Source organism: Polynucleobacter sp. MWH-Jannik1A5, assembly GCF_018881795.1.
Taxonomy (GTDB): domain Bacteria; phylum Pseudomonadota; class Gammaproteobacteria; order Burkholderiales; family Burkholderiaceae; genus Polynucleobacter.
Genome location: NZ_JACVPQ010000001.1, coordinates 116,636 through 140,638, shown reverse-complemented (window position 1 = coordinate 140,638; position 24,003 = coordinate 116,636). Strand labels below are relative to the sequence as shown.

Below are 24,003 nucleotides of genomic sequence, written 5' to 3'. Positions count from 1 at the left end.
TATGAGTACTTACAGCATTCAATTAGAAGGACTTAGAAAAACTTACGGACATGGTGACGCTGCTGTAGATGCCCTCAAAAATGTCAATATGCAAATTGCTCCAGGTGAAGTGGTGGGGCTTATTGGCCCATCTGGATCCGGAAAAAGTACGCTACTGAAATGTCTAGGGGCAGTCATTGAGCCCACAGCAGGTCGCATGACTTTGGGTGGTGAAGTGATCTACGAGAATGGTTGGAAGATTAAGGACTTAAGAGCTCTGAGAAGAGACAAAATTGGCTTTATTTTCCAGGCGCCTTATTTAATTCCATTTCTGAACGTGACGGATAACGTGGCGCTTTTACCTATGCTTGCGGGGGTGCCAAACAATATTGCTAGAGCGCGCGCTAGAGAGTTGCTAGAGGCTTTAGATGTTGCACATCGGGCTAATGCTAACCCATCAGAATTATCCGGTGGAGAGCAGCAACGCGTCTCTATTGCAAGAGCATTAGCCAATAGACCGCCTGTCATTTTGGCTGATGAACCGACAGCTCCTTTGGATAGCGAAAGAGCCTTAGGAGTGATGGGGATCTTAAATCAAATGGCTAGCCAATATCAGACTGCAATTATTGTGGTTACTCACGATGAAAAAATCATTCCTTTATTTAAGCGGATTTACGCTATTAGAGATGGGCAAACTATTGAGGAATCTAGATAGAAATCCATTATTAATTTCCCAGTCAATAAAAGTCACCTTAGGTCGTTAGTCGCAGTTCACCAAAAAAGCGTTAGTTAAAGTAATGCTTAATAGCCTTGTAAAATTTTTTTGGAGCAACAAGGTGTTCAGAGCGCTGCCCCAAAGCTTTTTGATTTAGAAGGCCAAAGAGTGAGAGAGCGCTTCTTTTGCTTTCATTGAATTAGTCGCACAAATATATACACACGCCGATATTTTGGAGGCTTAACCTCTTGAAATTCTGGTGGCTTTCATTAGATGTATCCTCTCATAATCCTTTGGTGCCGGGTTCAAGTCCTGATGGGCCCACTAAAAAACTCTTAAACCATCTTCGGCTGATTTTGCTAGCTGCCCGTCCCTTATGGGTCGAAAGCGGTCTATCGATATTTATCCTAAATAAATCCATTTGTTGAAAAATTCGGCCTTATAACTAATGAGTGCCCCAAGACTCCAAAGCTCTTCAACAAAAGTGGAATGCCCGCATTAAACATGCGCGCGCTCACTGGGCTACCTTTCATAAACGCGTAAAGCACAACCGCAATACTGTCGCCGGCTTCAATTGGAATGCCGACCCGGCAGGTAAAGAGTTTTACGGTCTCAGAGCCAACTTAATTCATGGAACCATCTCTGCAGTCTTGCCCAATGTCTATGCGCGCAACCCAGAAATCTCAATCACTCCAGCCCATGCGGGCGCTGATATCAAGCTCTTTTGTAGCACCCTTGAGAAAGTAACCAATAGAGCGCTAGAGCACGCCCAACTCAAGAATCGAGCTAAATCCACCGTAAGGGCGGCGCTTACCTGTAGCTTCGGAATTCTCAAAGTCATGTATCAACGAGATCCCAGTAAGGATTCATATATCCAGGGTCGCATCAACGATGCACAAGAAAACCTCCTGGCTATAGAGGGGTTAGCACGAGACCTCCAAGAGAGTGACCAACGCCATCATCATGATGCCAAGAGGGCAGAGTTAGGAGAGCTCATTGAGTCGCTTCAGGAGCAATCAGAAGTGCAATCCGCTGAAGGCTTAGTGATTGACAGAGTCCTCACAGAAAACCTCCTGATCGATCCATCGATCTGTGAGTTCTGGGATTACACCGACGCAGACTGGATGTGTCAGGTTATCCCAATGAAGCGATCTCAAGCTGAGGCTCTGTATAAAAAGAATCTTGCCAATGCAAAGATCTACCAACCAGGACAAGGAGAACCATCGTATAAAAGGGCCAAGCGCTTGGCTTCAATGCAGTTAGATGCTGGGCCAGTAACTGATGATCAGCAAATAGCGGTCCTAGAGATCTGGGATAGAACTACTCAGCGCGTATACACAATGGTGGAGGGCGCGACTGAATGGTTACGCGAACCCTATTCACCACCTAGGGCGGGTGAACGCTGGTACCCATTCTTCCTATTGCCGTACCAAGTAGTCGATGGTCAGTTTATTGGCCCAAGCCTTGTAGACCTAACTGAGCGACTGCAAGATGAGCATAACGAAGCGCGAGATCGATTCAACCAGCATCGGGATCTTTGTATTCCGGGATGGGTAGCCTCTGCTGACATTAACGAGAAGACCATCAAGAAGCATTCGGATTCTCGATTTGGTGAGATCACGATTGTGGATACAGAAGGAAAGCCTCTTAATCAGGTGATTATTCCCAGAGGGCATCCCAAGATAGATCCGATCGTCTATGACACCAGTGCAGTGCGCTATGACTGGGAGCAAGTCACAGGTTTGCAAGATGCAGCAAGGTCTACCGTAGTAAGACCTAAGACTGCTACTGAAGCCAACATTTTGCAAAGAGCCTTATCTGGGCGCGTATTCGAATTTAAAGACCAAATAGAAGATTGGCTGCAAGAGATAGCGCAATACAGTGCCCAGGTTCTACTGCAAGAACTTACTAAGGAGCAGGTAGAGCGCTATGTGGGCGCGCCAATTACTAAAACAACCATGGTTGATGGTCAAGCCATCACAACCAAAGAGAAAACATACGACTGGCCAGAACTCACCAAAGAACGAATCTTTGACATGGTCGACCTGCGTATCCGCGCCGGCACGACTGGTTCGCCTGATGGCATTGAAGAGAAGGAGGGTTGGTTAAAGGTCTTACCAATGATCACCAGCCTGTCTATCCAAATGCAAAACCTACAGGCCAGAGGAATGGATTACGAACATATCCGTAGCCTCCTACACGAGACTCTCTTGCGATATGACGATCGTATCGATTCAAATCTATTTATACCCAAGATTGAAAAGCAAGCCGATGGATACAGGGATATTTCAATGAATTGGCAATGGGAAATCGATAGGGAAAAACAAGTCAAACATCAACATTTAAAAGAGGAGACAGTAGATGACACAAGAAGTGAAAAACTTTAGCTCTGGAGTATTAACCAATGGAGGTTTAGTTCAGAAAGAGCAAGAGCGTGAAGCAAAGCGCCAGCAAGAGAAATTGCGTAAAGAGGCTGAAGAGAAGAGTGCGGCTGAAGCCGTTGCCAGGCGCATAAAGGCAAGGGAAGAGCGCGCCTTAGAGAGGGCGGAACAAGAGGCGCAAGCTAAGGCTAAACAATTAGCGGATGAAGAGCGACGCAGAAAAGCTGATGAGAAGCTAGCTCAAGATGAAGTGGCAAGACTACAAGTGGTTGCTGCAAAGGAAGCGGCTAGATTAGAGAGGCAGAAAGACCTTGAGAGAAGACTTGCAGAAAAGGCGGCACTCCAGCAGCAAGAAGAAGCTAAGCGCAAGACTCAGCAAAAGTCTGCCGCCTTGCTCGATAGCTTAAGCAAAGAGCCTGAGGTTGAAGATGGTGAACCCACTCATGAGCAAGAGGCTGAAGAGGAGAGCGTAGAACCCGTCTTTGCACCAGTGAAGGGTGAGGTGCTAATACCGGCTGAGATGCCTTCATTAACGTCCAATTCAGAACCGGAACCAATAGTTGCCAGAGACATCAGTGAATTATTGCCACCTCCTGTTGTGCTTACCGTTGAGGCTGAGTCGCAAGCTCCCATTCAGGTGGAGAGCGGCAAAGAGCTCATTGAAAGAGTCTTGAGTTCTACCGAAGAAGCGCCTAAGGAGCAGATAGAGGAAACAGCTCAACCCAATCGTAGTGAAAACCGATTTCAAAAGATGGCTAATACCAACCGCAATCTTGTCAAAGAGAACGATGTGCTCAAGTCAAAGGTGGAAGACCTTTTGGATAAGTTGCATAGCTATGAAATTGAAGGTGAGCTGGTAGGTAGCATGATGGATTCAGTAGATCGCAATAAGAAAGAGAAGTGGCACGAAAAGCCGGGGCAGTCCTACCTAAACAAGGATCACTTCAGCGTTGTTAAAGAGGCTAAGCAGGAAATGCTCAAGTACCTTTCTACAAGACAGGGCGAGATTGATCATTGCTATAAGTCTGAGCTCTTTGCTAAATATATGGATGACCCGTTTTACATGAATGTATTCGTGCAAAACCATGGCGTATTTGAATGGTGGCCAGTAATTGATTCGATTTACAACTCCATAGGCTTGCCAAAACCAGACTGGTCTAAGGTAAAGGTTACGGGCCACGCGCCACAACCGATTAGAGCTAGAACAGCGACCTTGGGATCACCTGTTGCAAGCTCTGAGCAACCCATGGATCGTATAGCCCAACACCTAGGCAATATGGGTATCTAGTCTATTGCCTAGCAAATAACATTAAGGGCGCGATATCGCCTTTATCTGCAGCGCGCAGGGCTAGTAGGTAGTTTTGACGTGTAGTGCCTGGGGTGGCGATTGAAGTATTGCCGCCCCAAGAAAATCTTTTACCACCAAGACTGACAATCAAAGCATCGGCTATCAAGCGTGCATGACGACCGTTACCGTTTGGAAACGCATGAATCAACACTAGCTGATGATGAAAGCGCACAACAATCTCATCAATGGGCATCGCCCTATTTTCAATTTGATAGGCAGTGTTATCTAAGAGATTCTTAAGGGCAACCGCAATCTGAGTCCAATCAATGCCAATACTCTTAGCGCTCTTTCTGAATGTGCCAGCCCACTGCCATGTTTGATTAAACATACGGCTATGCAATTCACGCACTAAGCCCTCATTCAAACCTTGAATGATCTTTTGACGAGCAATCCAATCTGCCCCTTCGACAATATTCATTTCCTCCCAAGCATTTAAATCGGCTTGAGTGCTAATGTGCTTGGGGATTAGGCCAAGAGCTTCATCCGGATCAATCGGAGTGGCTCCTGGCGCATATTCAAAATGCATCACCATAAATTCCTTCTAGGGCCATCCAGAATCTCTTTTGCGAGTAGTTGAAGTTGCTTTTCACTTGCAGACTTGTCTACCGACTGATCCTCAAGACTCATCGAATGAGAAATAGGGTGCAGCCTTTCACGCGCAACTAAAGTAGCGCGATCTTCCAAGATTTCCTCTAAAGATTTGCGTGGCACAAGGGTGTATTGCAACTCGCAATCTAAGGCGCTCGCCAGCTTGCGCAGGCTAGCTAAAGTGATCTTTTCATCAGCCTCAGCTTTTTCAAGCTTAGCAATGCTATGTGGCGTAACTCCGAGCTTGCGAGCCAATGCAGAGGCTGACATGCCCAAAGATTCGCGAATAGCCTTAACCCAGCCACTACCTGGACGGGTTGGAGGGCGAACTTCCCTAAGCTTGGTAAGGGCCAAGTCCATTTGATGGAGTTGTAAGTTGGCAAATTTCTTATTCATATTGATACCTATAGGTATTAATTAATATGTCTAATTGTAACCTATAGGTATAAATTAATACACTTAATTGATACCCATAAGTATCAAATAGCTATAAAAAGGAGGGTTTTTCGCTTAAATAACAACGCCATTCCGTCAAGGGCACCCCAACGGGGTGGCTTGCGAACCCTTGATGGCCACGACCTAAGAAACGCTCATTTATGCCCAAGGTGGCGCAATGACACATTGGGCATAAAGACTCATAGCAAAATAATCAAGACACCAAACAAAAACCCCAGATATATCCAAAGCTCTTAACAACTACCCAAATAATGAATGTATGTAGCAACGGTTAACTACCAAGCTACTGGTTCATCCCATGCGTTAAAGCTAGAGTCGCGCCTAGTAGCGTAGCAATGGATAGGTTCACGCACTATCAAGCGGTATGAATCCAACTAATTCATAAATACAGATAGGGGTGGCGTATGCCAATTTCAAATACAGACTTGCAAGAGCTAGCTAAGGTCTCCTTAGATGAGTACTTGCGTAATCTACCGGTAGATCAAATAGCGGTAGAGAGACCTTTCCTTAAAAAACTAATGCAAGGGCGCAAGAGTCTATTAGGGGCCAAACAGAATGTGGTGGAGAACATTCGCAAAGAGCATGGGAGTAACTTCACCTGGGCATTTGGGGAGGAGACGGTCAAGTTCAATAAGCGTAATACCACTGAACAAGCCTCATTCCCATGGCGCAGGGCGGTAGATGGCTTGTACATTGACTATGACAGGCTCTTTAGTAACGGCATCAAAGTTCGTGAAGGTGGGGCGCGAGGCTTTAAGTTAGAGCATAACGAGCGAGTTCAGCTTATTAACTTGCTGGATGAACAGTTAGAAGTCCTCAGAGAGGGTTTCCTCAATAAGCTAGACCTAGAACTACATCGCGACGGCTCGCATGGTGCGGATGCATTAGTAGGTTTAGATAGCTTAGTCAGCCTGGCACCAGACGCGGGTACGGTAGGTGGCATCGATCGAGCCAAAGCAAGTTACTGGCGCAACTATGCAGTTAAAGATATTGCGTCAACAGCGCCAGGTAACTTAGTCGGGGAGATGGAGACTGCATGGCGACAATGCATTAAGCATGGCGGTAGCCCTGATTTCATCATCGCGGGTGGTAAGTTCATTGATACCTATCGCAAGCAGGTCACAGTGACCCATATTGCTGGATCTGGTGAGACTAAGTACATCGATGCCGGTGTAGGTGCTGGCGTAAATACAGGCCTAGCGTTTAAAGGCGTGGAGATCATCTGGGATCCGCAGTTTGATGAACTTGATGCCATGGCAAATCGCACGGTGGAGTGGAGTAAGCGTTGTTATTTCCTCAACACCCGCTTTATGAAACTACGGGATGATGACTTAGACATCGTTGCCCCAATCCGTCCGCATGACACGCTAGCCATGTATGCCATGGTGAATCTACGCTGCGCTTTATCCATCTCACGTGCTAATGCCCATGCGGTATTGGCGATTCAATAAGGAAAAGTAAATGAACAGAAAAGAACTCATTCATAGCGACTTCCAAATAAAAGAGGTAGAGGCGGTAGTGCGCAGGGATGCATTCACGACCATCCATGTGCACGTACCGCCGTATGAAACCAACATCCTTCGTAATCTTTTTGGGCGCGAGAACGTCACGGTGTTCGAGCGCCCATCAAAGACCACTATTACTCCAGAGCAGGAGTACGACCGTCTATGCGCTAAGTATGGCCATGAAGTTGTGGCAAAAGTCTTTGGTGAAGATGATGGTGATCGCCTAATGGAAATAGTAGAGGGGCTAATGGCCGAGGGAAAACTCCCAGTTCAAGAGCAAACATTAGAAAAAGCTCACGAGCTAGATCCAATACAAGAAAGCAAAGGTGCCAAGAAACGCTAGCAGAAGGGAAGGCCATCGCCACGACCACTAGCAGCAGGTGTTTGGGTGCGGCTGCGGGTGTTGAAGTAACCATGGTGTGTGGGCGCGCGTAACTGCGCCCCACTGCCTACACCGAAGAAAAGCCTAGGCGGTAGTGGGGCGGTGGACTTCCATATCCCAAGCATCAAATAAAGAATCTATTACATGCTTCCAATCATTACCTCTCTAGTGCAAATCTTGGCTGTCAATGGCCTTGGTCTGCTTGCGGGTGCGGTTCAGGCTAAAGGTAAAGAATTTATTGAGAGCAAGATTGGAGCGCGTATTCCAGACAATCCCAGTCAGGAAGACCTCATTAAGCTCAAGCAACTAGAGGTTGAGCAAGAGCAACTCCTTTTGCAGTACACGCTCAAGCAAAAGGAACTGGAGATAGAGGAATCAAAACTTCTAGCGGAGATGCATCGAGCTTCTCAAGTGAATGCCACGCAGCGCTGGCAATCCGATATGGGTAGCGATTCCAAGTTATCAAAGAACATTCGTCCAGGTACATTGGTTTACATCCTCACGGCCTACCTCTTGTTCGCTTTGCTCTCCGCCATGGGAATTGATATCAATGAGGCTTATGTAAAGCTTCTAGGTGAATGGGGCCAATTAGTCATGCTGGCTTATTTTGGGGGAAGGTCTGTTGAGAAGATCTTTGAGATGCGCATGAATGGTTCAAGAAACAGGGAAGAGTCCCCGTGAGTAAAGGCGTGAGTGGTTTGGTTGCGGAGCAAGCTGCATTCTTGATCGATGTAAGTCGTCTTATTCAGTTTGCAACAGCAGAAGGTTGGATCGTTACTGGTGGTGAGCTCTGGAGGTCTCCAGAGCAACAAGAGATCTACTTCAAAAGTGGTAGATCAAAAACTATGAACAGCAACCACCTGAGACGTTGCGCTATCGATCTTAATTTCTTCTGGAATGGAAAGCTAGTCTGGGATAAAGAATTGATTCGTACAGTTGGTGAATACTGGGAAGGCCTAAGTTCAAAGAATAGGTGGGGCGGAAACTTTAAAGGGTTTGTTGATGTTCCTCACTTTGAGAGATCACCATAGGCTAAGATATGAATATTCATTGCTTACATCCACAACTAAGGTTTTTATATGATCAATAATGGTCAAGAATTACTTGATAAATTCCATCTGGGTGGTGATAAGGAATTTTATGATCCCGTAATTCTTACTGATGCTGGTGCGGGATTCTCTATTCGGCGAAATTATCCAGAGGAGATTCGTTATAAGCCAGCTAAATATTCAAATAAAAATCCAGACAACGTTGCAGTCATTTGGGTTGTTTTTGATAAAAAGCGAATAGAGCCAGACGAGCCAAACTTAGTTCCAATACGTTGCCGTATTGCTACGATGAGTATCTATAGGGCGCAACATTGGGATTATGACTTTGAAGATCCAGAGTGCCCATCCAAAGACTCCGTAGAAATGTCTAATGCGTCTCCTCAACCCTTTTCACTTGATTTTCCGAGTGAGTATTTTTATAACACTGAGAAAAATATATTTCTCACTAAAGAGGGTGTAATAGTTTCTGGAATTGATATATTAAATTCAATATTCAGAGATCATGTAGATTCCGTGCACTTATTTAGAGGCTTAAAGTACAAATTTGAGTCTCTAAAAAACTCAGCTGAAAATTCATTTTTTGAAGTCTTTATTAAGTTAATAAGAAGCACGCTTAAGTATTTATTTGGGAGAACAATTGATGAGGACTGGAAGGTAAATAGCGCTTTTCATGGTTATCCAATAAGCGCATTTAAAAAGCTCCAACTATCATCCATTGAAATATTGGGCTATAGAGCGTCTAAAAATGTAATTGTTATTTTTTGTCTGCTCGTGGCATACGTATCATTTATGTTTTTGCCCCTAGATAATGAGACTTATGCCAGCTCAGTGTTGGATAGTGAAGTATTAACAACGGTTCATGCTGTTTTGGCTCTTATTATTTTGGATGAACTAGTGCCGTTAATGCTATTTGGCCTTATGAATTTATTGATTTTCTTGCGAAGAAAACGATTTTTTTCACGGTTAAAAAATTAGATGAGAATAAATTCTCGCCATTTCTCCATTAATTTTGCTCGCTTCTCAAGTTGATCCTGCCTTCTATAAGCAGCCTCAGCCTTGTTCTTAATAGTATGTGCTAAAGCCAGCTCAACAGTTTCATTTGAGTAATCCGTTGTCTCTGCAGCCCAATCCCTGAAGGTAGATCTAAAGCCATGCGGGACATAATCAGCATACTTTGACATCTTCCTCATCATGGCGAGCAGAGCCATATTTGATAGCGGGCGATCCTTGTGTAGGGTACTCGGGAATAAATATGAATTCACCCGCATTTTTTTGAGTCCCCCAAGAATTTCCATTGCCCTAGTATTTAACGGAACCCGATGCTCTTTACCAGCCTTCATTCGTTCAGCTGGAATCGTCCAAACCTTGGCCTCTATATCAAACTCATCCCACTTCGCCTCGATTACTTCACTGGTTCTGCTCGCAGTCAGAATTAATAGCTCTAGCGCAAGAGCTGAGAATCCTGAGTGAGTACGCAGATCAGATACAAATTCCCCAATACGTTGAAAAGGCAGAGCAGGGTGGTGCATGCTCTTTTTAATCTTGCTTGCCTTAGGCAGAAGATGGCTTAGCGCTCCTTGATAGCGTGCTGGATTCTCACCTTGCATGTATTGATGGGCTTTGCACCAATCAAAAATTACCTCAATACGTTGGCGAACTCTTGTGGCTGTTTCGGTGCGCACATTCCAAAAGGTTCCCTCTACTTCACCGTTTTTGTTCTTGATATCTTGTTCAAGAACTCTGACAACATGACTAGTGCTTATGTGGTCGACTCTTAGTTTGCCAATGATGGGTGATACGAACTTATTTATCGTAGTGGTCCATTGATCTTGATGTTTGCTATTCGACCATTCAACTTTTTTGGCCTGAATGCATCTTTCTGCAGCAGCTGCAAAGGTAATCGTATGGACATTTGCCTCGATAGCATTTGATCGCTTGGCGATTCTTTGTTCAAGTGGGTCAGTCCCATCAAGAATGAGGCGACGTAGATCTAACGCCTTCAATCTAGCGTTAGCCAGCGAAAAGGACTCGATTGGGCCAATTCCCATTTCCCTTCGCTTGAGAGTTATTGGGCTAGTAAAGCGAAAGATCCAGCTACGGGAGATGCCGGTAGAGGTCTGCGTAACTTGAAGATATAGACCTTTATTTTCAGGATCAGCATGATATCCAGGTCTGTTAACTGAGATAATTCCACGTGCAGTAAAAGAGGCCTTGCGAGGACTTTTCACTCCTTGTTTATCATCATGATTTGCGCTCAATCTACCCACCACTGTACCCACCAGTTAAACGTAGATTTTAGTGAACTTGAATGGGTTAGACTGGAGTAGGGTTACCCTTGTAAGCCATGTATTACAAGGGTTTTGTGGGTAATTGTAGACTTAGACGGAGGGTGAATTTTTTGACTCCCTCTCCGCCAAGACCTTAAATGGCTTTAAACCCCTAAAAACGGGGGTTTTAGGGCTGTCATATAACCGTAATATTCCCGCCGTATTGTTCTTATATCGCGCCGTTGCGCATATTTAATGTAAGGACTGACCAAATGAAATCTTTTCTAAAAAAAGCCCTAGTGATAGGAGCCATTTCACTTGCTCCAGCGGCATTTGCAGCAGATATGACTGGTGCCGGCGCAACTTTTCCGTACCCAATTTATGCAAAATGGGCAGAAGCTTATAAAGCTAAAACTGGCTCAAATATGAATTACCAGTCCATTGGGTCTTCCGGCGGCATTAAACAGATCAAAGCCAAAACAGTGGATTTTGGCGCTACTGATAACCCAGTCAAATTTGATGACTTAGAAAAAGATGGTTTAGTTCAATTCCCGGCGATTATTGGCGGCGTGGTACCAGTCATTAACGTAGAGGGTGTTAAGCCATATGAGTTGAAGTTATCCCCAGATACCTTATCCGATATTTTTCAGGGTGTTATTACAAACTGGAACGATAAGCGAATTGTGTTGAACAACCCTGGCATGAAGATGCCTGATTTACCAATTACCGTTGTTCATCGTGCCGATGGTTCTGGCACTACAGCTATTTTTACAAACTACTTAGCTAAGGTTAGTCAAAACTGGAAAGATGCTGTTGGTGAGGGTGCCGCAGTGAAATGGCCTGCAGCCTCATCTGTTGGCGGTAAGGGCAATGAAGGTGTTGCTGCAAACGTGTCGCGCGTTAAAGGTGCAATTGGTTACGTTGAATATGCATATGCCAAGAAAAATAAAATGACTAGCGTTTCTTTGAAGAATAAAGACGGTCAATTTGTTCAGCCTGACGACGTTACTTTTGCCGCAGCTGCTGCTGGCACAGACTGGTCTAAGATACCTGGTATGGGCACATTTATTACTAATGCCCCTGGTGCTAAATCATGGCCTATCACTGGTGCATCTTTTATCTTGGTTTACAAGAATCCAGAAAATAAAGCAAATGCAGCTGAAGTATTAAAGTTCTTCGACTTTGCCTTCAAGGATGGCAAAAAAATGGCCGAAGAATTGGATTACGTGCCAATGCCTGATGTGACTACTGATTTCATCCGTAAGAATGTATTTACAAAGGTGGTAACCAAGTAAGATTCGATAGTTAGCGATCTTAAATCTACCTTAAAAACAGCTCCGCCTTGGGTGGGGCTGTTTCAATATATGAATAAGCGTAACTTATGAAAGAAACTACTCAGTCCCCCTCAGCGCCGACGCCTCAAGCTCTTCGCATTGCTAAGGTGCAACGCGTTCAGGACTTTCTGTTTCATAGAATCACCCAATTTTTTGCATTATCGGTCTTGCTTGCACTGGTTGGAATTATGATTTCTCTGGTGATTAATGCATGGCCTGCTTTAAGCACATTTGGTCCAGGATTTTTCTTCACCCAAGAATGGGATATTGTGAATGGGGAGTTTGGCGGCCTTATTGCAATTTATGGAACCTTGGTAACTTCATTGATAGCATTGCTGATTGCCGTGCCCTTAAGTTTTGGTATTGCAGTATTTTTAACTGAGTTATGCCCAAGCGCATTGCGCAGACCTCTGGGTACAGCGGTAGAGTTGCTTGCAGCAGTTCCATCCATCATCTACGGGATGTTTGGACTCTTTATTTTTGCTCCATTATTTGCTGATTACATTCAACCCGCACTGGCTGGCACGCTTGGGAAGATACCGGGATTAGGCATTTTGTTCTCTGGCGCATTTAATGGCATCGGCATCTTGTGTGCTGGCCTTATTTTGGCAATGATGATTCTCCCATTCATCGCCTCTGTGATGCGTGATGTGTTTGAGATTGTGCCGCCGGTTTTAAAAGAATCTGCATATGGGATTGGCTGCACAACCTGGGAAGTTGTTAAGAATGTCGTTCTGCCGTATACCAAGGCAGGAGTAATTGGCGGCGTAATGCTGGGTTTAGGTAGAGCGCTTGGTGAAACTATGGCAGTAACTTTTGTTATTGGTAATGCCCATCGCCTATCTCCATCCTTATTTGCTCCCGGCACTTCAATTGCATCAACACTTGCTAATGAGTTTGGAGAGGCTGAGATTGGTAACCACTTATCCTCTTTATTTGCCTTGGGTCTAGCGCTTTTTATTATCACCTTTGTAGTGCTGGCTTGTGCAAAGTGGATGTTAAGTAATATGGAGAAGAAGCAGGGATTAAAGACATGAATAATATCTCCAACATTGATCAAGCTATTTTTGCAAGGCGTAAGCGAGCAAACAAAATTGGCTTAATGCTCTCCACTGGTGCTATGGCATTAGGGATGATTTTTTTGCTATGGATTTTGAGCGTTTTAGTTTTTAAGGGCTTCTCTGCCCTTAGCTTAAATTTATTTACGCAAAGCACACCTGCCCCTGGTTCTGATGGCGGCGGTCTAGCTAATGCAATTGTGGGTAGCTTGATGTTAATCGGTTGCTGCACACTCATCAGCACACCAGTAGGCGTATTGGCTGGCCTGTATCTTTCAGAGTATGGGGATCGAAGCAAAGTTGCTGCAATTACCCGTTTTGTCACTGACATTATGTTGTCCGCACCATCTATTGTTATTGGTTTATTTGTGTATGCATTCGTAGTTGCTCAAGTTAGACACTTTTCTGGTTGGGCCGGCACGATTGCTTTAGCTTTAATTGCTATTCCCGTAGTAGTGAGAACTACAGAAAACATGCTGCGCTTGGTTCCGGGTAGCTTACGCGAGGCTGCCTATGCGCTTGGCACGCCAAAATGGAAAGTGGCTTTCATGATTACTCTTCGCGCCGCTCAGAGCGGTGTGATGACCGGTATCTTGCTTGCTCTGGCTCGAATCAGCGGTGAGACTGCGCCTTTACTCTTTACGGCGCTGAATAATCAATTCTTCTCGACGAATATGAATGCGCCAATGGCCAATTTACCGGTAGTGATTTTCCAGTTTGCCATGAGCCCTTACGACAACTGGGTTGAGCTTGCTTGGGGTGGCGCATTACTGATTACATTTGCAGTGCTTGGGTTAAATATCCTGGCTCGCGTGGTATTCCGAGACAAGGTACAGGGATGATGAGTAATATGAGAACAATGTTTGACTTAAATCAGGTTGATGGTCAAGGGGGTGTAGTGGATACAGTAAATCAAGAACCACAAAATGCGGCTATTAACGCTATTGAAGTGCGTAATCTGAATTTTTATTATGGCGCATTCCAAGGTTTAAAGAAAATCAATTTAGATATTGAGCAAGGCAAGGTTACGGCCTTTATTGGCCCATCAGGTTGCGGTAAATCGACACTTCTGAGAACGTTAAACCGTATGTACGATCTATACCCAGGTCAGCGTGCAGAGGGTGAGATTAACTTTTACGGACAAAACATTCTTGAGCCAGGCCAAGACTTGAATCTACTTCGCTCAAGAATTGGTATGGTTTTTCAGAAGCCAACACCGTTCCCAATGTCGATCTATGAAAACATCGCTTTCGGCGTACGTCTTTATGAAAAGCTCTCACGCTCTGAAATGGATGAGCGCGTAGAGTGGGCGCTGAACAAGGCAGCTTTGTGGAATGAAGTGAAAGATAAATTAAATCAAAGTGGTTTATCCCTCTCAGGTGGTCAGCAGCAGCGTTTATGCATTGCTCGCGGCGTAGCGGTAAAGCCTTCAGTAATTTTGCTTGATGAACCCACATCTGCTTTGGATCCTATTTCAACCGGTAAGGTGGAAGAGTTGATTCATGAACTGAAGAATGATTACACCATTGCCATTGTGACTCACAATATGCAACAAGCAGCGCGCGTATCGGATTACACAGCCTATATGTATCTAGGCAGCTTGATCGAGTACGGTAAAACAGATGAAATATTTATTAAGCCTAAGCGCAAAGAGACAGAAGATTACATTACCGGCCGCTTCGGTTAATTGGAGACATAAATGCCAGATAAACACCTATCATCACAATTCGACGCAGATCTTAATTCACTCTCAAGCCGCTTGCTTGAAATGGGTGGGTTAGTTGAATCACAGATTTCAACGGCAATGCGTGCTTTTACGCAAATGGACGCTGAAACTTGTAATGTCGTGATCGAAAATGAAAAGTTGGTAAACGATCTCGAGATTCAGATCGACTTAGCTTGTACAGAATTGATTGCACGTAGACAGCCTACAGCACGTGACTTACGTCTCGTAATGGCAGTATCTAAAGCAATTACCAATTTAGAGCGTGCAGGTGATGAGGCTGAGCGCGTTGCTAAGCGCACCAAGCGCTTAATTGAATCTGGATTGCCACACAACATTAATGTTGCTGAAATTCGGTTGTCGGGTCAAATGGCCATCTCTTTATTGCGTCGTAGTCTTGATGCGTTTGCCCGTCTGGATACTATTGCGGCTGCTGAGGTGGTGCAAGAGGATCGCCAGATTGACGAGGAGTTCAGGGGCTTTGTTCGTAAGCTCATTACCTATATGTCTGAAGATCCACATATGATTAGCACTGGCTTAGATATGCTGACTATTGCTAAAGCAATTGAGCGTATTGGCGACCATGCAAAAAATATTGCAGAGTTCGTAATCTATATTGCCAAGGGATCTGATGTTCGTCATATTCCTCATGAAGATTTAGTACGCGAAGCCAATAGACAATAATTAGGATCTCGAATAATGACTCACCGCATACTCATAGTTGAGGATGAGCCATCAATTGCAGAATTGATTGCGATTAATCTGTCACATGCTGGATATGAAGTAGAAAAAGCCATGCAAACAGAGTTGGCTTTGGCGATGATGAAAGATCAATTGCCCAGTCTGATTATTCTGGATTGGATGATGCCAGGAAAGTCAGGAGTGCAGTTTGCTAAAGAGCTCCGCGCTAATGAGCGCACTAAAGGCTTGCCTATCTTGATGCTCACCGCAAAAAGCGAGGAGTCTGATAAGGTTCTTGGGTTGGACTCTGGTGCGGATGATTATGTGACTAAGCCTTTTTCTCCTAAAGAGTTGGTGGCAAGGGTTAGGGCAATATTAAGAAGGCAGACTCCTATTGAGGATACGGGCCCGTTGACTGTTGGTCCGTTAAAGCTAGATCCAAGCTCTCACCGTGTATTGGCAGTCTGGCCAAATCAGGAGCCTAAACCAATTGCTTTGGGTCCTACTGAGTTTCGTTTGCTGCAATTTTTTATGGCCAACCCTGAGAGAGTCCACTCTCGTGGCAGTTTATTAGATAAGGTTTGGGGTAGTGAAGTCTATATAGAGGAAAGAACGGTTGACGTTCACATCAAACGTTTAAGGGCGGCGCTGGTGCCATTTGATTGCGACCGCTATGTAGAGACTGTCCGCGGTAGCGGCTACCGTATTACTAAGACCCCAACGGAAACTTAAGGCTTTTTAAGCATTTTTCTAGAATTTTCTAGAGGCTATTAGAGATGCTCTAATATTGCAGCATGCTCTCCGTTTTAACCCGATTCTTTGTCATCATTTGTGTCGCATTTATTGCGGCATTTATCGTACTGTCTTTCTGGGGCGCAGAGTGGGCTATTGCGGCTGGGGTTGCAGTACTTTCTATACCGCTTGTGTATGCGTACATCAATTTAGCGCGCCTGAGAAAATACATTCTTGCGGACTCTGTCGAGAACATGCCTTTGCCAAGTGGTTTTTGGGAAGAGGTATTTTTTAGACTTCAGCGACTCGTCAGAAATCTAAAGCAGCGTATACGCAGTATTGAGCAGCAACACGATCATTTTATTGAGGCATTTCAAGCCTCACCTAATGGCATCGTCATGCTTGATGAGAGTGATCAAATTGAATGGTGTAACAGCATCGCCGAAAGATTTTTTGGATTGATCTTTAAGCGCGATGTGATGCAGCGTGTAAATTTTCTAATTAGACGTCCGGAATTCATACAGTATCTAAATAAGCGTAATTTTGAAGAGCCTCTCTTGATGGAGCGCATGGGTGCAGACGGTAGCTTAAGTTTGATGCTGCAAGCTTTCCCATTTGGTCAAAAACGTCATCTTCTTTTAGTTCAGGACGTTACTGACTTGCAAAAAGCAGATGCCATGCGGCGTGATTTCGTGGCCAATGTTTCGCATGAAATGCGTACGCCAATCACCGTCTTAATGGGTTTTCTGGAAACAGTTCAGTCTTTAGATCTTAAAAAGGATCAGCAAGACCAATACCTAGACATGATGATGTCGCAAGCCCAAAGAATGAAGAGCTTGGTTGAGGATCTATTGACCCTGGCTAATCTCGAGTCAAATGCATTGCCAGCTACAAGTACTGTGGTGAAAATCGAAACTTTGATGGCGCTCATTAAAAATGACGCTGAAGCACTCTCACAAGGAAAACATTCATTAAGTTTCGATGTGAATTCATCGAAAAATTTATTGGGTGATGAAAGAGAGATTCTTTCTGCGTTTAGTAACTTGGTTTCCAATGCAATTCGCTACACCCCGGACGTGGGTGCAATTTCGGTGGAGTGGAAGGTTAACGAACAAGGGCAGGGGGAATTCTCGGTATCAGATACTGGCCCAGGCATTGCATCTGAGCATCTTTCAAGGCTAACGGAGCGCTTTTATCGTGTTGACCGGAGTAGATCAAGGGATACGGGTGGTACAGGTTTGGGCTTGGCCATTGTGAAGCATATTGCCAACCGGCATCAAGCTCAGCTAGTGATTGAAAGTACTCCAGGTAGGGGCAGTAAATTTATGCTTCGCTTCCCTAAAGAGCGAGTTTCAGCTTAATTCTCACTCCTTCTTTTTCTTTTTCTTCTTTTTAGATTCCTTAGGAAGCTTTTCAGCTTTGCCGTTGGCATAAAGGCACCAAACCTTAATCTCCTCTAGTAGTTCTACAAGATCTATGTGTGGAAGCTTTTTTAGGTCAGCCAATCCAATGCTGCCAGACTCTTGCAATTGCTTTACAGCATCTTCGTATTGATATTTACTCATAATGATTCAATCCAGGGATTAAGTTAGACCCAATCCTAGCAAAGTAATATGACAGTCTGAATTTATAGATTTAATGAAGTTTTTTGCTGCCTATACTCAGGTGATTGACATATTCTTGTCACAATTCTGGTTCAGTATGGCATTGTGAATAAGACCATCCAGTACCCGCAAGCCATTGTTACTTGCCCCCATTGCCAGAACTCTGAGATCGTTAGCTCGGAGGAAGGTGCTCAGCATTTTTATCGCTGTCGTTCTTGCAGTGCAATTTTGAAGCCGAAGTCTGGAGATTGTTGTATTTTGTGTAGCTTTGGTAATCGAGATTGCTTGAGCTCTGAGCAGAACTTAGCCGCCTAAAATTCCTTTGCTCCCCCCAGCCAGATAGGCTTGGTATTGATTTCATCAATATGTCATGGTTTGTACATAAAATAGACATAATTGATGCAGCATTCCATTTTTGGGGAACATTTTGGCCAGTAATCCCGTAGATCCTTCAGCAATATCCGCAGACCTTGTAGCTGCGGTTGACTTAGGCTCTAATAGTTTTCGAATGCTGGTAGCCCAAGTCGTCAATACGCCGTCAGGGACACAGCTGCGTCCTATAGACACCTTGCGTGAGACAGTTCGTTTGGCCGCAGGACTAACGGAAAATAAGTTGCTTGGTAATGATGCTTATCAACGGGGCTTAATCGCTATTAGACGTTTTGGTGAACGCATTCGTGGATTTGATCCTGCTAATGTTCGCGCGGTTGCTACTAATACATTACGTGTTGCTAAAAATGCCCAGCAGTTTGTTGAAGATGCGCAAGAGGCTTTAGGCTTTCCGATTGAAGTGATTGCTGGCGTAGAAGAGGCGCGTCTCATTTACATTGGGGCGGCGCATGAGGTACAGGCTATTCAAGGTAATAGGCTTGTCATTGATATTGGTGGTGGTTCTACTGAATTCATTATTGGAAAAGGTTACGAGCCAAAGTTGATGGAAAGTCTTTATATAGGCTGCGTCTCACATAGTTTGCGTTTTTTCCCCAAAGGAAATATTGATGCTCATGCTTTTAAAGAGGCTGAGCTAGCTGCCCGCCGTGAAATACAGGTGATCTCCGGAGCTTATTTAAAAAGCGGTTGGAAACAAGTCATCGGCTCCTCTGGAACTGCTAGAGCTTTGGCAGAATTGATTGCTAGCAATAATTTCAATGGGCATAGCGATGGATTAATGATGGGTCGCGTCAATGGGGCAAGTGGTCTCATTACCCGTGAAGGCTTAAAGAATCTCAAAAGGCATCTGCTCAAGTACGAGCATGTTAATCAAGTTGAGTTGATCGGCCTCAAGGATGATAGAAGGGCCGTATGGCCTGGAGGCTTAGCAATTATGCTGGCTGCATTCGATGAATTGGGTATTGAAGAAATGGAAGTGACGGACGCCGCATTGCGTAGCGGCGTTCTTTATGACTTACTTGGTCGATCTCAGCATCACGATATGCGTTATGTCACCGTAGAGCAATTTATGCAACGCTATGCTGTGGATCGTGAGCAGGCCGATAGGGTGGGCAAACTAGCAGCTGATTTTTTACAGCAATTGCCTAAACCTGAATCTGAAAGTAGGGCGGATAACGTTGCTCTATTGCAATGGGCCGCGAATCTCCATGAGATTGGTTTATCAATATCCCATAACGGATATCACAAGCACTCTGCCTATATAGCGGGCAATGCCGATATGCCGGGATTTTCCAAGAATGACCAGGCAAGACTTGCTGCTTTATTAATTGGCCATACCGGAAAACTTGGTAAGTTGGCCAATAATCACGGCTTTGAAGACTGGCGCATGCTCTTTTGTTTGAGGCTTGCTCAAGTTCTTTGTCGCGGTCGAAATGACACTAGCATTCCAAAGGTAAAAGTTTCAGAGCATGAAGGCTCCTACCTGGTGAGTCTTTCTAAAGAGTGGGCTGCCGAACACCCTTTGACAGAATTTAGTCTTTTAAAAGAGGCTGCAGAGTGGGAAAGAGTCGGCCGCTCCTATCAAGTTAGCTTTAAGTAACTCAAGCTACATATAAAAAGCCACCTCATTCTGAGGTGGCTTACTAACAAATCCATTCCTTAAAACTAGAGACCTAAGAAATGCTTTGCGTAACGTGGATTAATTTCAGATAGTCTCAACATTGTTAACAGATCAGCAGTATTAAAGTCTGGATCCCAGGCAGGGGCACTGCAAATTTTGGCTCCGAGCTTGAGGTAGCCCTTAATCAAAGGAGGAGGCTGAACATCTAAGCCCCCATTTAACTTGTCCAAAGGAAGTGGTAGACGTGGGAAGGCGTGGAATTCTGTAGGCGCCATTTGATCATTGCCGAGGGAGTTATAAAGACTCGCTGCAAAGTGTCCGCCATCAGCCATGGGGATGCTGGCGCATCCCAACATGATTTCATAGCCGTTCTTTTGCATATACTGTGCCAGGCCACTCCAAAGAGCCATGATCACCGCGCCTGAGCGATAGTCTTGGTGAACGCAAGACCTACCTAATTCAACTAATTTAGGGCGCAGATGGTCAAGGCGAGAGAGGTCAAATTCAGAATCAGAATAGAGGCGTCCAATTTCTTGGGCCTTATGTGGAGGTAGCACGCGGTAGGTGCCTACGACCTTTAGGCTGTCTTGATCACGAATTAATAGATGGTCGCAGTAGGCGTCGAATTCATCAACATCGAGACCTTCTGCATTCATCGGTAGCTTCGCCCCCATCTCTTCAGCAAAAACTTTATACCGCAATCTCTGGGCTTCTTTAATTTCACCAGGGGTGTTTGCCCAAATAATCTGAAAAGCCGGTTTTTTGGGTTTATCAATCTGTACCGCAGGAGTTATTGTCGCTTCTCTAGGTTCAGCTCTTGTCTTTGTAACAAATTTCTTTCCAAATAGCTTTTTAGCTATCTTCTTAGAGAGTTTTTTGAAGGTATTGGGCTTATTTCTTTTAAGCGCCTTGACTTTCTTGGGTGGAAAAATCTCAAATGATCCGATTGGATTGGGGATATCAGACATAACTAGCCTCAGTAAGTGAATGTTTTAATAGCTTGTGCATTTAGATATTGACAATTAAAGGAGCGCAAACTGCAGCCCAAAGAAGAGTGGCTACGAATAGAGCAAGCATGACGGCAGCACTGCCAAAATCTTTTGCACGTTTGGAAAGATCGTGGTGCTCAAAAGAAATTCGATCTATCGCCGCCTCTACACTAGAATTCAGTAGCTCAATGACGAGCACCATTACCAGGGAGGCAACTAGAAATGACTTTTCAAAAAGCGATATTGGTAATGCAAGTGCAATAGGCGTTAGCAATAAAAGCAGGGTAAGCTCTTGTCGAAAGGCACTTTCTTCTCGGAAGGCGTATACCAATCCGCACCATGAGTTCTTAGCTGCATGCCATGCTCTAGTAAGGCCTCTGTTGCCCTTATGTGGGTTCTGGTCAACGTGGTAAGGGAAGTTCACGAATAACTTTCTTTAAGCTAATGCAGTGACGTGAACTTCTGGCGTTAGCACAGGCTTTAGGTGTTGAGCAAACTGCTCAGAAGCCGCGCGCCAGGAAAATTTCTCAGCATGGGCACGTGCAACTTCACGTGGAATCTTAAGTGCCTGAATGCAAGCCTCTCGCAGATCTTCATTCATTGCACCTGAATTTGAATTTCCTAGTACATCAATAGGGCCCGTGACTGGATACGCTGCCACAGGCGTACCGCATGCCATTGCTTCCAATAAAACTAGACCAAACGTATCGGTCTTGCTTGGAAATACAAATACATCTGCAGCTGTATACACTTTTGCTAGCTCATGTTGTTGCAGTACTCCCAGATAGTTCACTTCTGGATATTTTTCTTTTATTCCAGCCAGAGCCGGACCGTCTCCTACTACCCACTTTGAACCTGGCAAATCAATTTCCAAAAATGCATTGATATTCTTTTCGACCGCTACACGTCCTACGTATAAGAAAATAGGGTGCGCTGTATTTAATGCTTTTGATTCTTGTATCTTGAAAATATCAAGATCAACACCCCTTGACCACAACACAACATTCTTTAGCCCGTATTTTTCAAGGTCATCCTTAACTACGATTGTTGGCGCCATGACCGCCATTGATCGACCATGAAACCAGCGAATAAAGGCGTAGGTAATTGCCAATGGAATGCCTGTACGTGCCTTAACGTACTCAGGAAAACGGGTGTGATATGCGGTAGAAAATGGCAGGCGATTTTTTACTGCGTAAGCGCGAGCAGATAATCCCAAGGGACCTTCGGTGGCGATATGCATGGCATCAGGCGCAAACTCTTTAATTCGACGTGCCACCTCTTTGCCTGGAAAGAGAGATAAGGCGATATCAGGATAGGTTGGGCATGGAATGGATTTAAAACCGGTTGGGGTGATCATCTCCACCTCATGACCCATGGCAATTAATTCCGCGCGGGTTTGTTTGAGAGTGCGAACAACGCCGTTCACCTGTGGATCCCATGCATCGGTAATGATCATAATTTTCATAGCGCAGCCTCTTTAATAAGTATTTGAACGGCAGGTTGAGGGGTAATTTGAGGGACTTCAATTGGCTCACCTTTAATGTGCGTCCAATGAATAATTTTGAGTTCACCAGTGTGTGTTTCAACCAGGGCGGTGAGGCTTTCGACCCAATCACCATCATTGCAGTACAGCAAGCCATCGATTTCGCGAATTTCTGCCTTGTGAATATGCCCACACACAACACCATCACAACCTCTTAGGCGAGCTTCTCTGGCCATAATGTGCTCAAAATCTGCGATATAGCTGACTGCGTTTTTTACCTGGTGCTTGAGGTATTGAGACAGAGACCAATACTGCAAGCCCATCTTGGCGCGGAGCATGTTGAAGTAGCGGTTGACGTAAAGAATGAATGAATACATGGTGTCGCCAACATAGGCCAGCCACTTGGCGTATTGCATTACTCCATCAAATTGATCGCCATGAGTTACCCATAGTTTTCTACCATCGACGGTTGTATGGATTACCTCTTCAACTACCTTGACATCACCAAACGAGAGTCCAAAAAATTGTCTGGCGCTTTCATCATGATTGCCTGGAACGTAGATGACTTCACTTCCTTTGCGAGCCTTACGCAGGAGTTTTTGTACTACGTCATTGTGTGATTGGGGCCAGTAGAATGACTTCTTAAGTCTCCAGCCATCAATAATGTCGCCTACTAGATAGAATTTCTCGGCCTCGTTATGCTTAAGAAAATCGAGAAGGTAGTTTGCCTGACACCCTGATGTTCCTAGGTGTACATCTGAAATCCAGATAGCTTTGTAATGCATCATGAAACAGTATTAAGCCAATGGAGTGTGAAAGCAGCATGACAGTTCTGAGGCAGTTTTATGACGATGCAATAATTATTGGAATTTGATTTATATTGCTAATCCATATGAGCAAGAAGCATTCCTTAAATCAATCGAGAAATACATCAGTAGCTTGGTGTTGGGTTCTGGTATGGGCTCACGTGATCGCTGGCTTGGCTACTTTGTCTTTTCAGTTCCCTTTTGCAGATCAAAAAAGGAAAAATCAACTGATTCAGGCTTGGTCAAAAAGATTGCTAAATATTTTTGGCATCGAGCTAAGGTTAAAAAATCAAGCAATTCTTCCAAATACTCCATTCCTGCTTGCTTCGAACCATATTTCTTGGATGGATATCCACGCAATTAATGCTTTTAACCCCATTTGTTTTGTTGCAAAGTCAGATGTAGAGGGGTGGCCGATTTTTGGCTGGATGGCAAAACAAGTGGGTACGGTGTTTATCAAGCGAGACAATTCCCGACATGGTAAGCACATTGCGGGAGAGGTTTCTAAGGTTCTTCAAACACAATCTGTCTGCATCTTTCCGGAGGGCACTTCCACAATAGGGGAGAGTGTTTTGCCATTTAAGCCTAATTTATTTGAATCTGCAGTGACTGCAGATGTGCCAGTCTATTCTTTGGCGATTGCCTACTATTCGTCAGTAACTGGCAGGAGAAGTGAAGTTGCAGCCTTTGTTGGTGAAATGGGGCTGCTAGAGTCTATGGCTAGCATTTTGCGTAATCATCGCTTGATTGTTGAATTAACTTTTTTGCCTCCTTCTGGAGGGCATCCAGAAGCCCCCAGAGATCGCAAGTGGCTAGCCTTGCATAGCCAAGAGGCAATTTCCAGCTATTTAAATGGCTATCAGACCTTGATGTAATAAAAGTGTCATCTTTCCTAGCTATAAAGGTATTCTA

At 44.6% G+C, this 24,003-nt stretch carries 26 protein-coding genes; 18 read left to right on the top strand and 8 right to left on the bottom strand.

Features of this window, described 5'->3' with window-relative positions:
- The first annotated feature begins 1 nt into the window (after position 1).
- The 3 genes from ICN23_RS00655 to ICN23_RS00645 all read left to right on the top strand — a co-directional run bounded on the left by ICN23_RS00655 (position 2) and on the right by ICN23_RS00645 (position 4,363).
- Entirely contained in the window at positions 2-694 is a 693-nt protein-coding gene (locus ICN23_RS00655) for an ABC transporter ATP-binding protein (RefSeq protein WP_216228698.1), read from the top strand.
- A 452-nt stretch (positions 695-1,146) separates the two neighbouring features.
- Positions 1,147-3,081, top strand: coding sequence for a hypothetical protein (locus ICN23_RS00650; RefSeq protein ID WP_255532667.1), 1,935 nt, complete (start codon positions 1,147-1,149; stop codon positions 3,079-3,081).
- Positions 3,056-4,363: a hypothetical protein gene (locus tag ICN23_RS00645; RefSeq protein ID WP_216230471.1), complete on the top strand. Its 1,308-nt coding sequence runs from the start codon at positions 3,056-3,058 to the stop codon at positions 4,361-4,363. The genes ICN23_RS00650 and ICN23_RS00645 overlap by 26 nt, the downstream gene beginning before the upstream one ends.
- A 1-nt stretch (position 4,364) precedes the next feature.
- Here ICN23_RS00645 and ICN23_RS00640 read toward each other — a convergent pair whose 3' ends face one another.
- Entirely contained in the window at positions 4,365-4,955 is a 591-nt protein-coding gene (locus tag ICN23_RS00640) for a mobile mystery protein B (protein WP_216230470.1), read from the bottom strand.
- Positions 4,949-5,407, bottom strand: a complete 459-nt coding sequence (locus ICN23_RS00635; RefSeq protein ID WP_216230469.1) for a mobile mystery protein A — start codon at positions 5,405-5,407, stop codon at positions 4,949-4,951. Before ICN23_RS00635 ends, ICN23_RS00640 begins: the two co-directional genes overlap by 7 nt.
- A gap of 464 nt (positions 5,408-5,871) precedes the next feature.
- Here ICN23_RS00635 and ICN23_RS00630 point away from each other — a divergent pair, with 464 nt between their 5' ends.
- The 5 genes from ICN23_RS00630 (at position 5,872) to ICN23_RS00610 (ending at position 9,378) form a co-directional block, all read left to right on the top strand.
- A complete protein-coding gene (locus tag ICN23_RS00630; protein WP_216230468.1) occupies positions 5,872-6,918 on the top strand; it encodes a phage major capsid protein in 1,047 nt (348 codons plus the stop codon).
- 10 nt (positions 6,919-6,928) lie between these two features.
- Entirely contained in the window at positions 6,929-7,315 is a 387-nt protein-coding gene (locus ICN23_RS00625) for a hypothetical protein (protein WP_216230467.1), read from the top strand.
- Positions 7,316-7,498: 183 nt separating this feature from the next.
- On the top strand, positions 7,499-8,035 hold the full coding sequence (locus ICN23_RS00620) for a hypothetical protein (protein WP_216230466.1): 537 nt from the start codon (positions 7,499-7,501) through the stop codon (positions 8,033-8,035).
- Entirely contained in the window at positions 8,032-8,385 is a 354-nt protein-coding gene (locus ICN23_RS10075) for a M15 family metallopeptidase (protein ID WP_216230465.1), read from the top strand. The genes ICN23_RS00620 and ICN23_RS10075 overlap by 4 nt, the downstream gene beginning before the upstream one ends.
- Positions 8,386-8,433: 48 nt before the next feature.
- A complete protein-coding gene (locus ICN23_RS00610; RefSeq protein ID WP_216230464.1) occupies positions 8,434-9,378 on the top strand; it encodes a hypothetical protein in 945 nt (314 codons plus the stop codon).
- Here ICN23_RS00610 and ICN23_RS00605 read toward each other — a convergent pair.
- On the bottom strand, positions 9,375-10,631 hold the full coding sequence (locus ICN23_RS00605; protein WP_216230463.1) for a site-specific integrase: 1,257 nt from the start codon (positions 10,629-10,631) through the stop codon (positions 9,375-9,377). The genes ICN23_RS00610 and ICN23_RS00605 overlap by 4 nt on opposite strands.
- Positions 10,632-10,942: 311 nt before the next feature.
- Here ICN23_RS00605 and pstS point away from each other — a divergent pair, with 311 nt between their 5' ends.
- The 7 genes from pstS to phoR all read left to right on the top strand — a co-directional run bounded on the left by pstS (position 10,943) and on the right by phoR (position 17,559).
- A complete protein-coding gene (gene pstS, locus ICN23_RS00600; RefSeq protein ID WP_216230462.1) occupies positions 10,943-11,965 on the top strand; it encodes a phosphate ABC transporter substrate-binding protein PstS in 1,023 nt (340 codons plus the stop codon).
- Between the two features lie 86 nt (positions 11,966-12,051).
- Positions 12,052-13,041 (top strand): phosphate ABC transporter permease subunit PstC, encoded by a 990-nt coding sequence (pstC, locus tag ICN23_RS00595; RefSeq protein WP_216230461.1) that lies wholly within the window; start codon positions 12,052-12,054, stop codon positions 13,039-13,041.
- Positions 13,038-13,904: a phosphate ABC transporter permease PstA gene (pstA, locus tag ICN23_RS00590; RefSeq protein WP_216230460.1), complete on the top strand. Its 867-nt coding sequence runs from the start codon at positions 13,038-13,040 to the stop codon at positions 13,902-13,904. Before pstC ends, pstA begins: the two co-directional genes overlap by 4 nt.
- Positions 13,901-14,749 (top strand): phosphate ABC transporter ATP-binding protein PstB, encoded by an 849-nt coding sequence (pstB, locus tag ICN23_RS00585; RefSeq protein WP_255532665.1) that lies wholly within the window; start codon positions 13,901-13,903, stop codon positions 14,747-14,749. The genes pstA and pstB overlap by 4 nt, the downstream gene beginning before the upstream one ends.
- Positions 14,750-14,761: 12 nt before the next feature.
- On the top strand, positions 14,762-15,469 hold the full coding sequence (gene phoU, locus ICN23_RS00580; protein ID WP_216230459.1) for a phosphate signaling complex protein PhoU: 708 nt from the start codon (positions 14,762-14,764) through the stop codon (positions 15,467-15,469).
- 15 nt (positions 15,470-15,484) lie between these two features.
- Positions 15,485-16,198: a phosphate regulon transcriptional regulator PhoB gene (phoB, locus tag ICN23_RS00575; RefSeq protein ID WP_215346679.1), complete on the top strand. Its 714-nt coding sequence runs from the start codon at positions 15,485-15,487 to the stop codon at positions 16,196-16,198.
- Between the two features lie 62 nt (positions 16,199-16,260).
- The gene (phoR, locus tag ICN23_RS00570; protein WP_216230458.1) at positions 16,261-17,559 is read left to right on the top strand and encodes a phosphate regulon sensor histidine kinase PhoR; all 1,299 of its coding nucleotides are present in this window, start codon (positions 16,261-16,263) and stop codon (positions 17,557-17,559) included.
- A 3-nt stretch (positions 17,560-17,562) separates the two neighbouring features.
- Here phoR and ICN23_RS00565 read toward each other — a convergent pair whose 3' ends face one another.
- Entirely contained in the window at positions 17,563-17,763 is a 201-nt protein-coding gene (locus tag ICN23_RS00565) for a hypothetical protein (protein WP_216230457.1), read from the bottom strand.
- Positions 17,764-17,907: 144 nt separating this feature from the next.
- On the opposite strand from ICN23_RS00565, the gene ICN23_RS10070 reads away from it, so the two are divergent.
- The gene (locus ICN23_RS10070; protein ID WP_370624739.1) at positions 17,908-18,117 is read left to right on the top strand and encodes a GDCCVxC domain-containing (seleno)protein; all 210 of its coding nucleotides are present in this window, start codon (positions 17,908-17,910) and stop codon (positions 18,115-18,117) included.
- 112 nt (positions 18,118-18,229) lie between these two features.
- Complete coding sequence (ppx, locus tag ICN23_RS00560) at positions 18,230-19,792, top strand: exopolyphosphatase (protein ID WP_216230456.1); 1,563 nt, start codon at positions 18,230-18,232, stop codon at positions 19,790-19,792.
- Positions 19,793-19,857: 65 nt separating this feature from the next.
- On the opposite strand, the gene ICN23_RS00555 is transcribed toward ppx, so the two are convergent.
- From ICN23_RS00555 to ICN23_RS00540, 4 genes are read right to left on the bottom strand one after another with little or no spacing between them, the layout of a single operon-like run.
- A complete protein-coding gene (locus ICN23_RS00555) occupies positions 19,858-20,781 on the bottom strand; it encodes a GNAT family N-acyltransferase (protein WP_216230455.1) in 924 nt (307 codons plus the stop codon).
- A 40-nt stretch (positions 20,782-20,821) separates the two neighbouring features.
- Positions 20,822-21,226 (bottom strand): diacylglycerol kinase, encoded by a 405-nt coding sequence (locus ICN23_RS00550; RefSeq protein WP_216230454.1) that lies wholly within the window; start codon positions 21,224-21,226, stop codon positions 20,822-20,824.
- Between the two features lie 12 nt (positions 21,227-21,238).
- Positions 21,239-22,267, bottom strand: a complete 1,029-nt coding sequence (locus ICN23_RS00545) for a glycosyltransferase family 1 protein (RefSeq protein ID WP_216230453.1) — start codon at positions 22,265-22,267, stop codon at positions 21,239-21,241.
- Positions 22,264-23,073, bottom strand: a complete 810-nt coding sequence (locus ICN23_RS00540; protein ID WP_370624738.1) for a UDP-2,3-diacylglucosamine diphosphatase — start codon at positions 23,071-23,073, stop codon at positions 22,264-22,266. The genes ICN23_RS00545 and ICN23_RS00540 overlap by 4 nt, the downstream gene beginning before the upstream one ends.
- Positions 23,074-23,177: 104 nt before the next feature.
- Between ICN23_RS00540 and ICN23_RS00535 the strand changes: the two genes are divergently transcribed.
- Entirely contained in the window at positions 23,178-23,966 is a 789-nt protein-coding gene (locus tag ICN23_RS00535) for a 1-acyl-sn-glycerol-3-phosphate acyltransferase (protein ID WP_216230452.1), read from the top strand.
- The last annotated feature ends 37 nt before the right edge of the window (positions 23,967-24,003 follow it).

Excerpts from the sequence above, each read along its gene's own strand:
- ICN23_RS00655 (WP_216228698.1), top strand. The coding sequence starts at position 2 with ATGAGTACTTACAGCATTCAATTAGAAGGACTTAGAAAAACTTACGGA.
- ICN23_RS00645 (WP_216230471.1), top strand. The coding sequence starts at position 3,056 with ATGACACAAGAAGTGAAAAACTTTAGCTCTGGAGTATTAACCAATGGA.
- ICN23_RS00640 (WP_216230470.1), bottom strand. The coding sequence starts at position 4,955 with ATGGTGATGCATTTTGAATATGCGCCAGGAGCCACTCCGATTGATCCG.
- ICN23_RS00635 (WP_216230469.1), bottom strand. The coding sequence starts at position 5,407 with ATGAATAAGAAATTTGCCAACTTACAACTCCATCAAATGGACTTGGCC.
- ICN23_RS00630 (WP_216230468.1), top strand. The coding sequence starts at position 5,872 with ATGCCAATTTCAAATACAGACTTGCAAGAGCTAGCTAAGGTCTCCTTA.
- ICN23_RS00625 (WP_216230467.1), top strand. The coding sequence starts at position 6,929 with ATGAACAGAAAAGAACTCATTCATAGCGACTTCCAAATAAAAGAGGTA.
- ICN23_RS00620 (WP_216230466.1), top strand. The coding sequence starts at position 7,499 with ATGCTTCCAATCATTACCTCTCTAGTGCAAATCTTGGCTGTCAATGGC.
- ICN23_RS00610 (WP_216230464.1), top strand. The coding sequence starts at position 8,434 with ATGATCAATAATGGTCAAGAATTACTTGATAAATTCCATCTGGGTGGT.
- pstS (WP_216230462.1), top strand. The coding sequence starts at position 10,943 with ATGAAATCTTTTCTAAAAAAAGCCCTAGTGATAGGAGCCATTTCACTT.
- pstC (WP_216230461.1), top strand. The coding sequence starts at position 12,052 with ATGAAAGAAACTACTCAGTCCCCCTCAGCGCCGACGCCTCAAGCTCTT.
- pstA (WP_216230460.1), top strand. The coding sequence starts at position 13,038 with ATGAATAATATCTCCAACATTGATCAAGCTATTTTTGCAAGGCGTAAG.
- pstB (WP_255532665.1), top strand. The coding sequence starts at position 13,901 with ATGATGAGTAATATGAGAACAATGTTTGACTTAAATCAGGTTGATGGT.
- phoU (WP_216230459.1), top strand. The coding sequence starts at position 14,762 with ATGCCAGATAAACACCTATCATCACAATTCGACGCAGATCTTAATTCA.
- phoB (WP_215346679.1), top strand. The coding sequence starts at position 15,485 with ATGACTCACCGCATACTCATAGTTGAGGATGAGCCATCAATTGCAGAA.
- phoR (WP_216230458.1), top strand. The coding sequence starts at position 16,261 with ATGCTCTCCGTTTTAACCCGATTCTTTGTCATCATTTGTGTCGCATTT.
- ICN23_RS00565 (WP_216230457.1), bottom strand. The coding sequence starts at position 17,763 with ATGAGTAAATATCAATACGAAGATGCTGTAAAGCAATTGCAAGAGTCT.
- ICN23_RS00555 (WP_216230455.1), bottom strand. The coding sequence starts at position 20,781 with ATGTCTGATATCCCCAATCCAATCGGATCATTTGAGATTTTTCCACCC.
- ICN23_RS00545 (WP_216230453.1), bottom strand. The coding sequence starts at position 22,267 with ATGAAAATTATGATCATTACCGATGCATGGGATCCACAGGTGAACGGC.
- ICN23_RS00540 (WP_370624738.1), bottom strand. The coding sequence starts at position 23,073 with ATGATGCATTACAAAGCTATCTGGATTTCAGATGTACACCTAGGAACA.
- ICN23_RS00535 (WP_216230452.1), top strand. The coding sequence starts at position 23,178 with ATGAGCAAGAAGCATTCCTTAAATCAATCGAGAAATACATCAGTAGCT.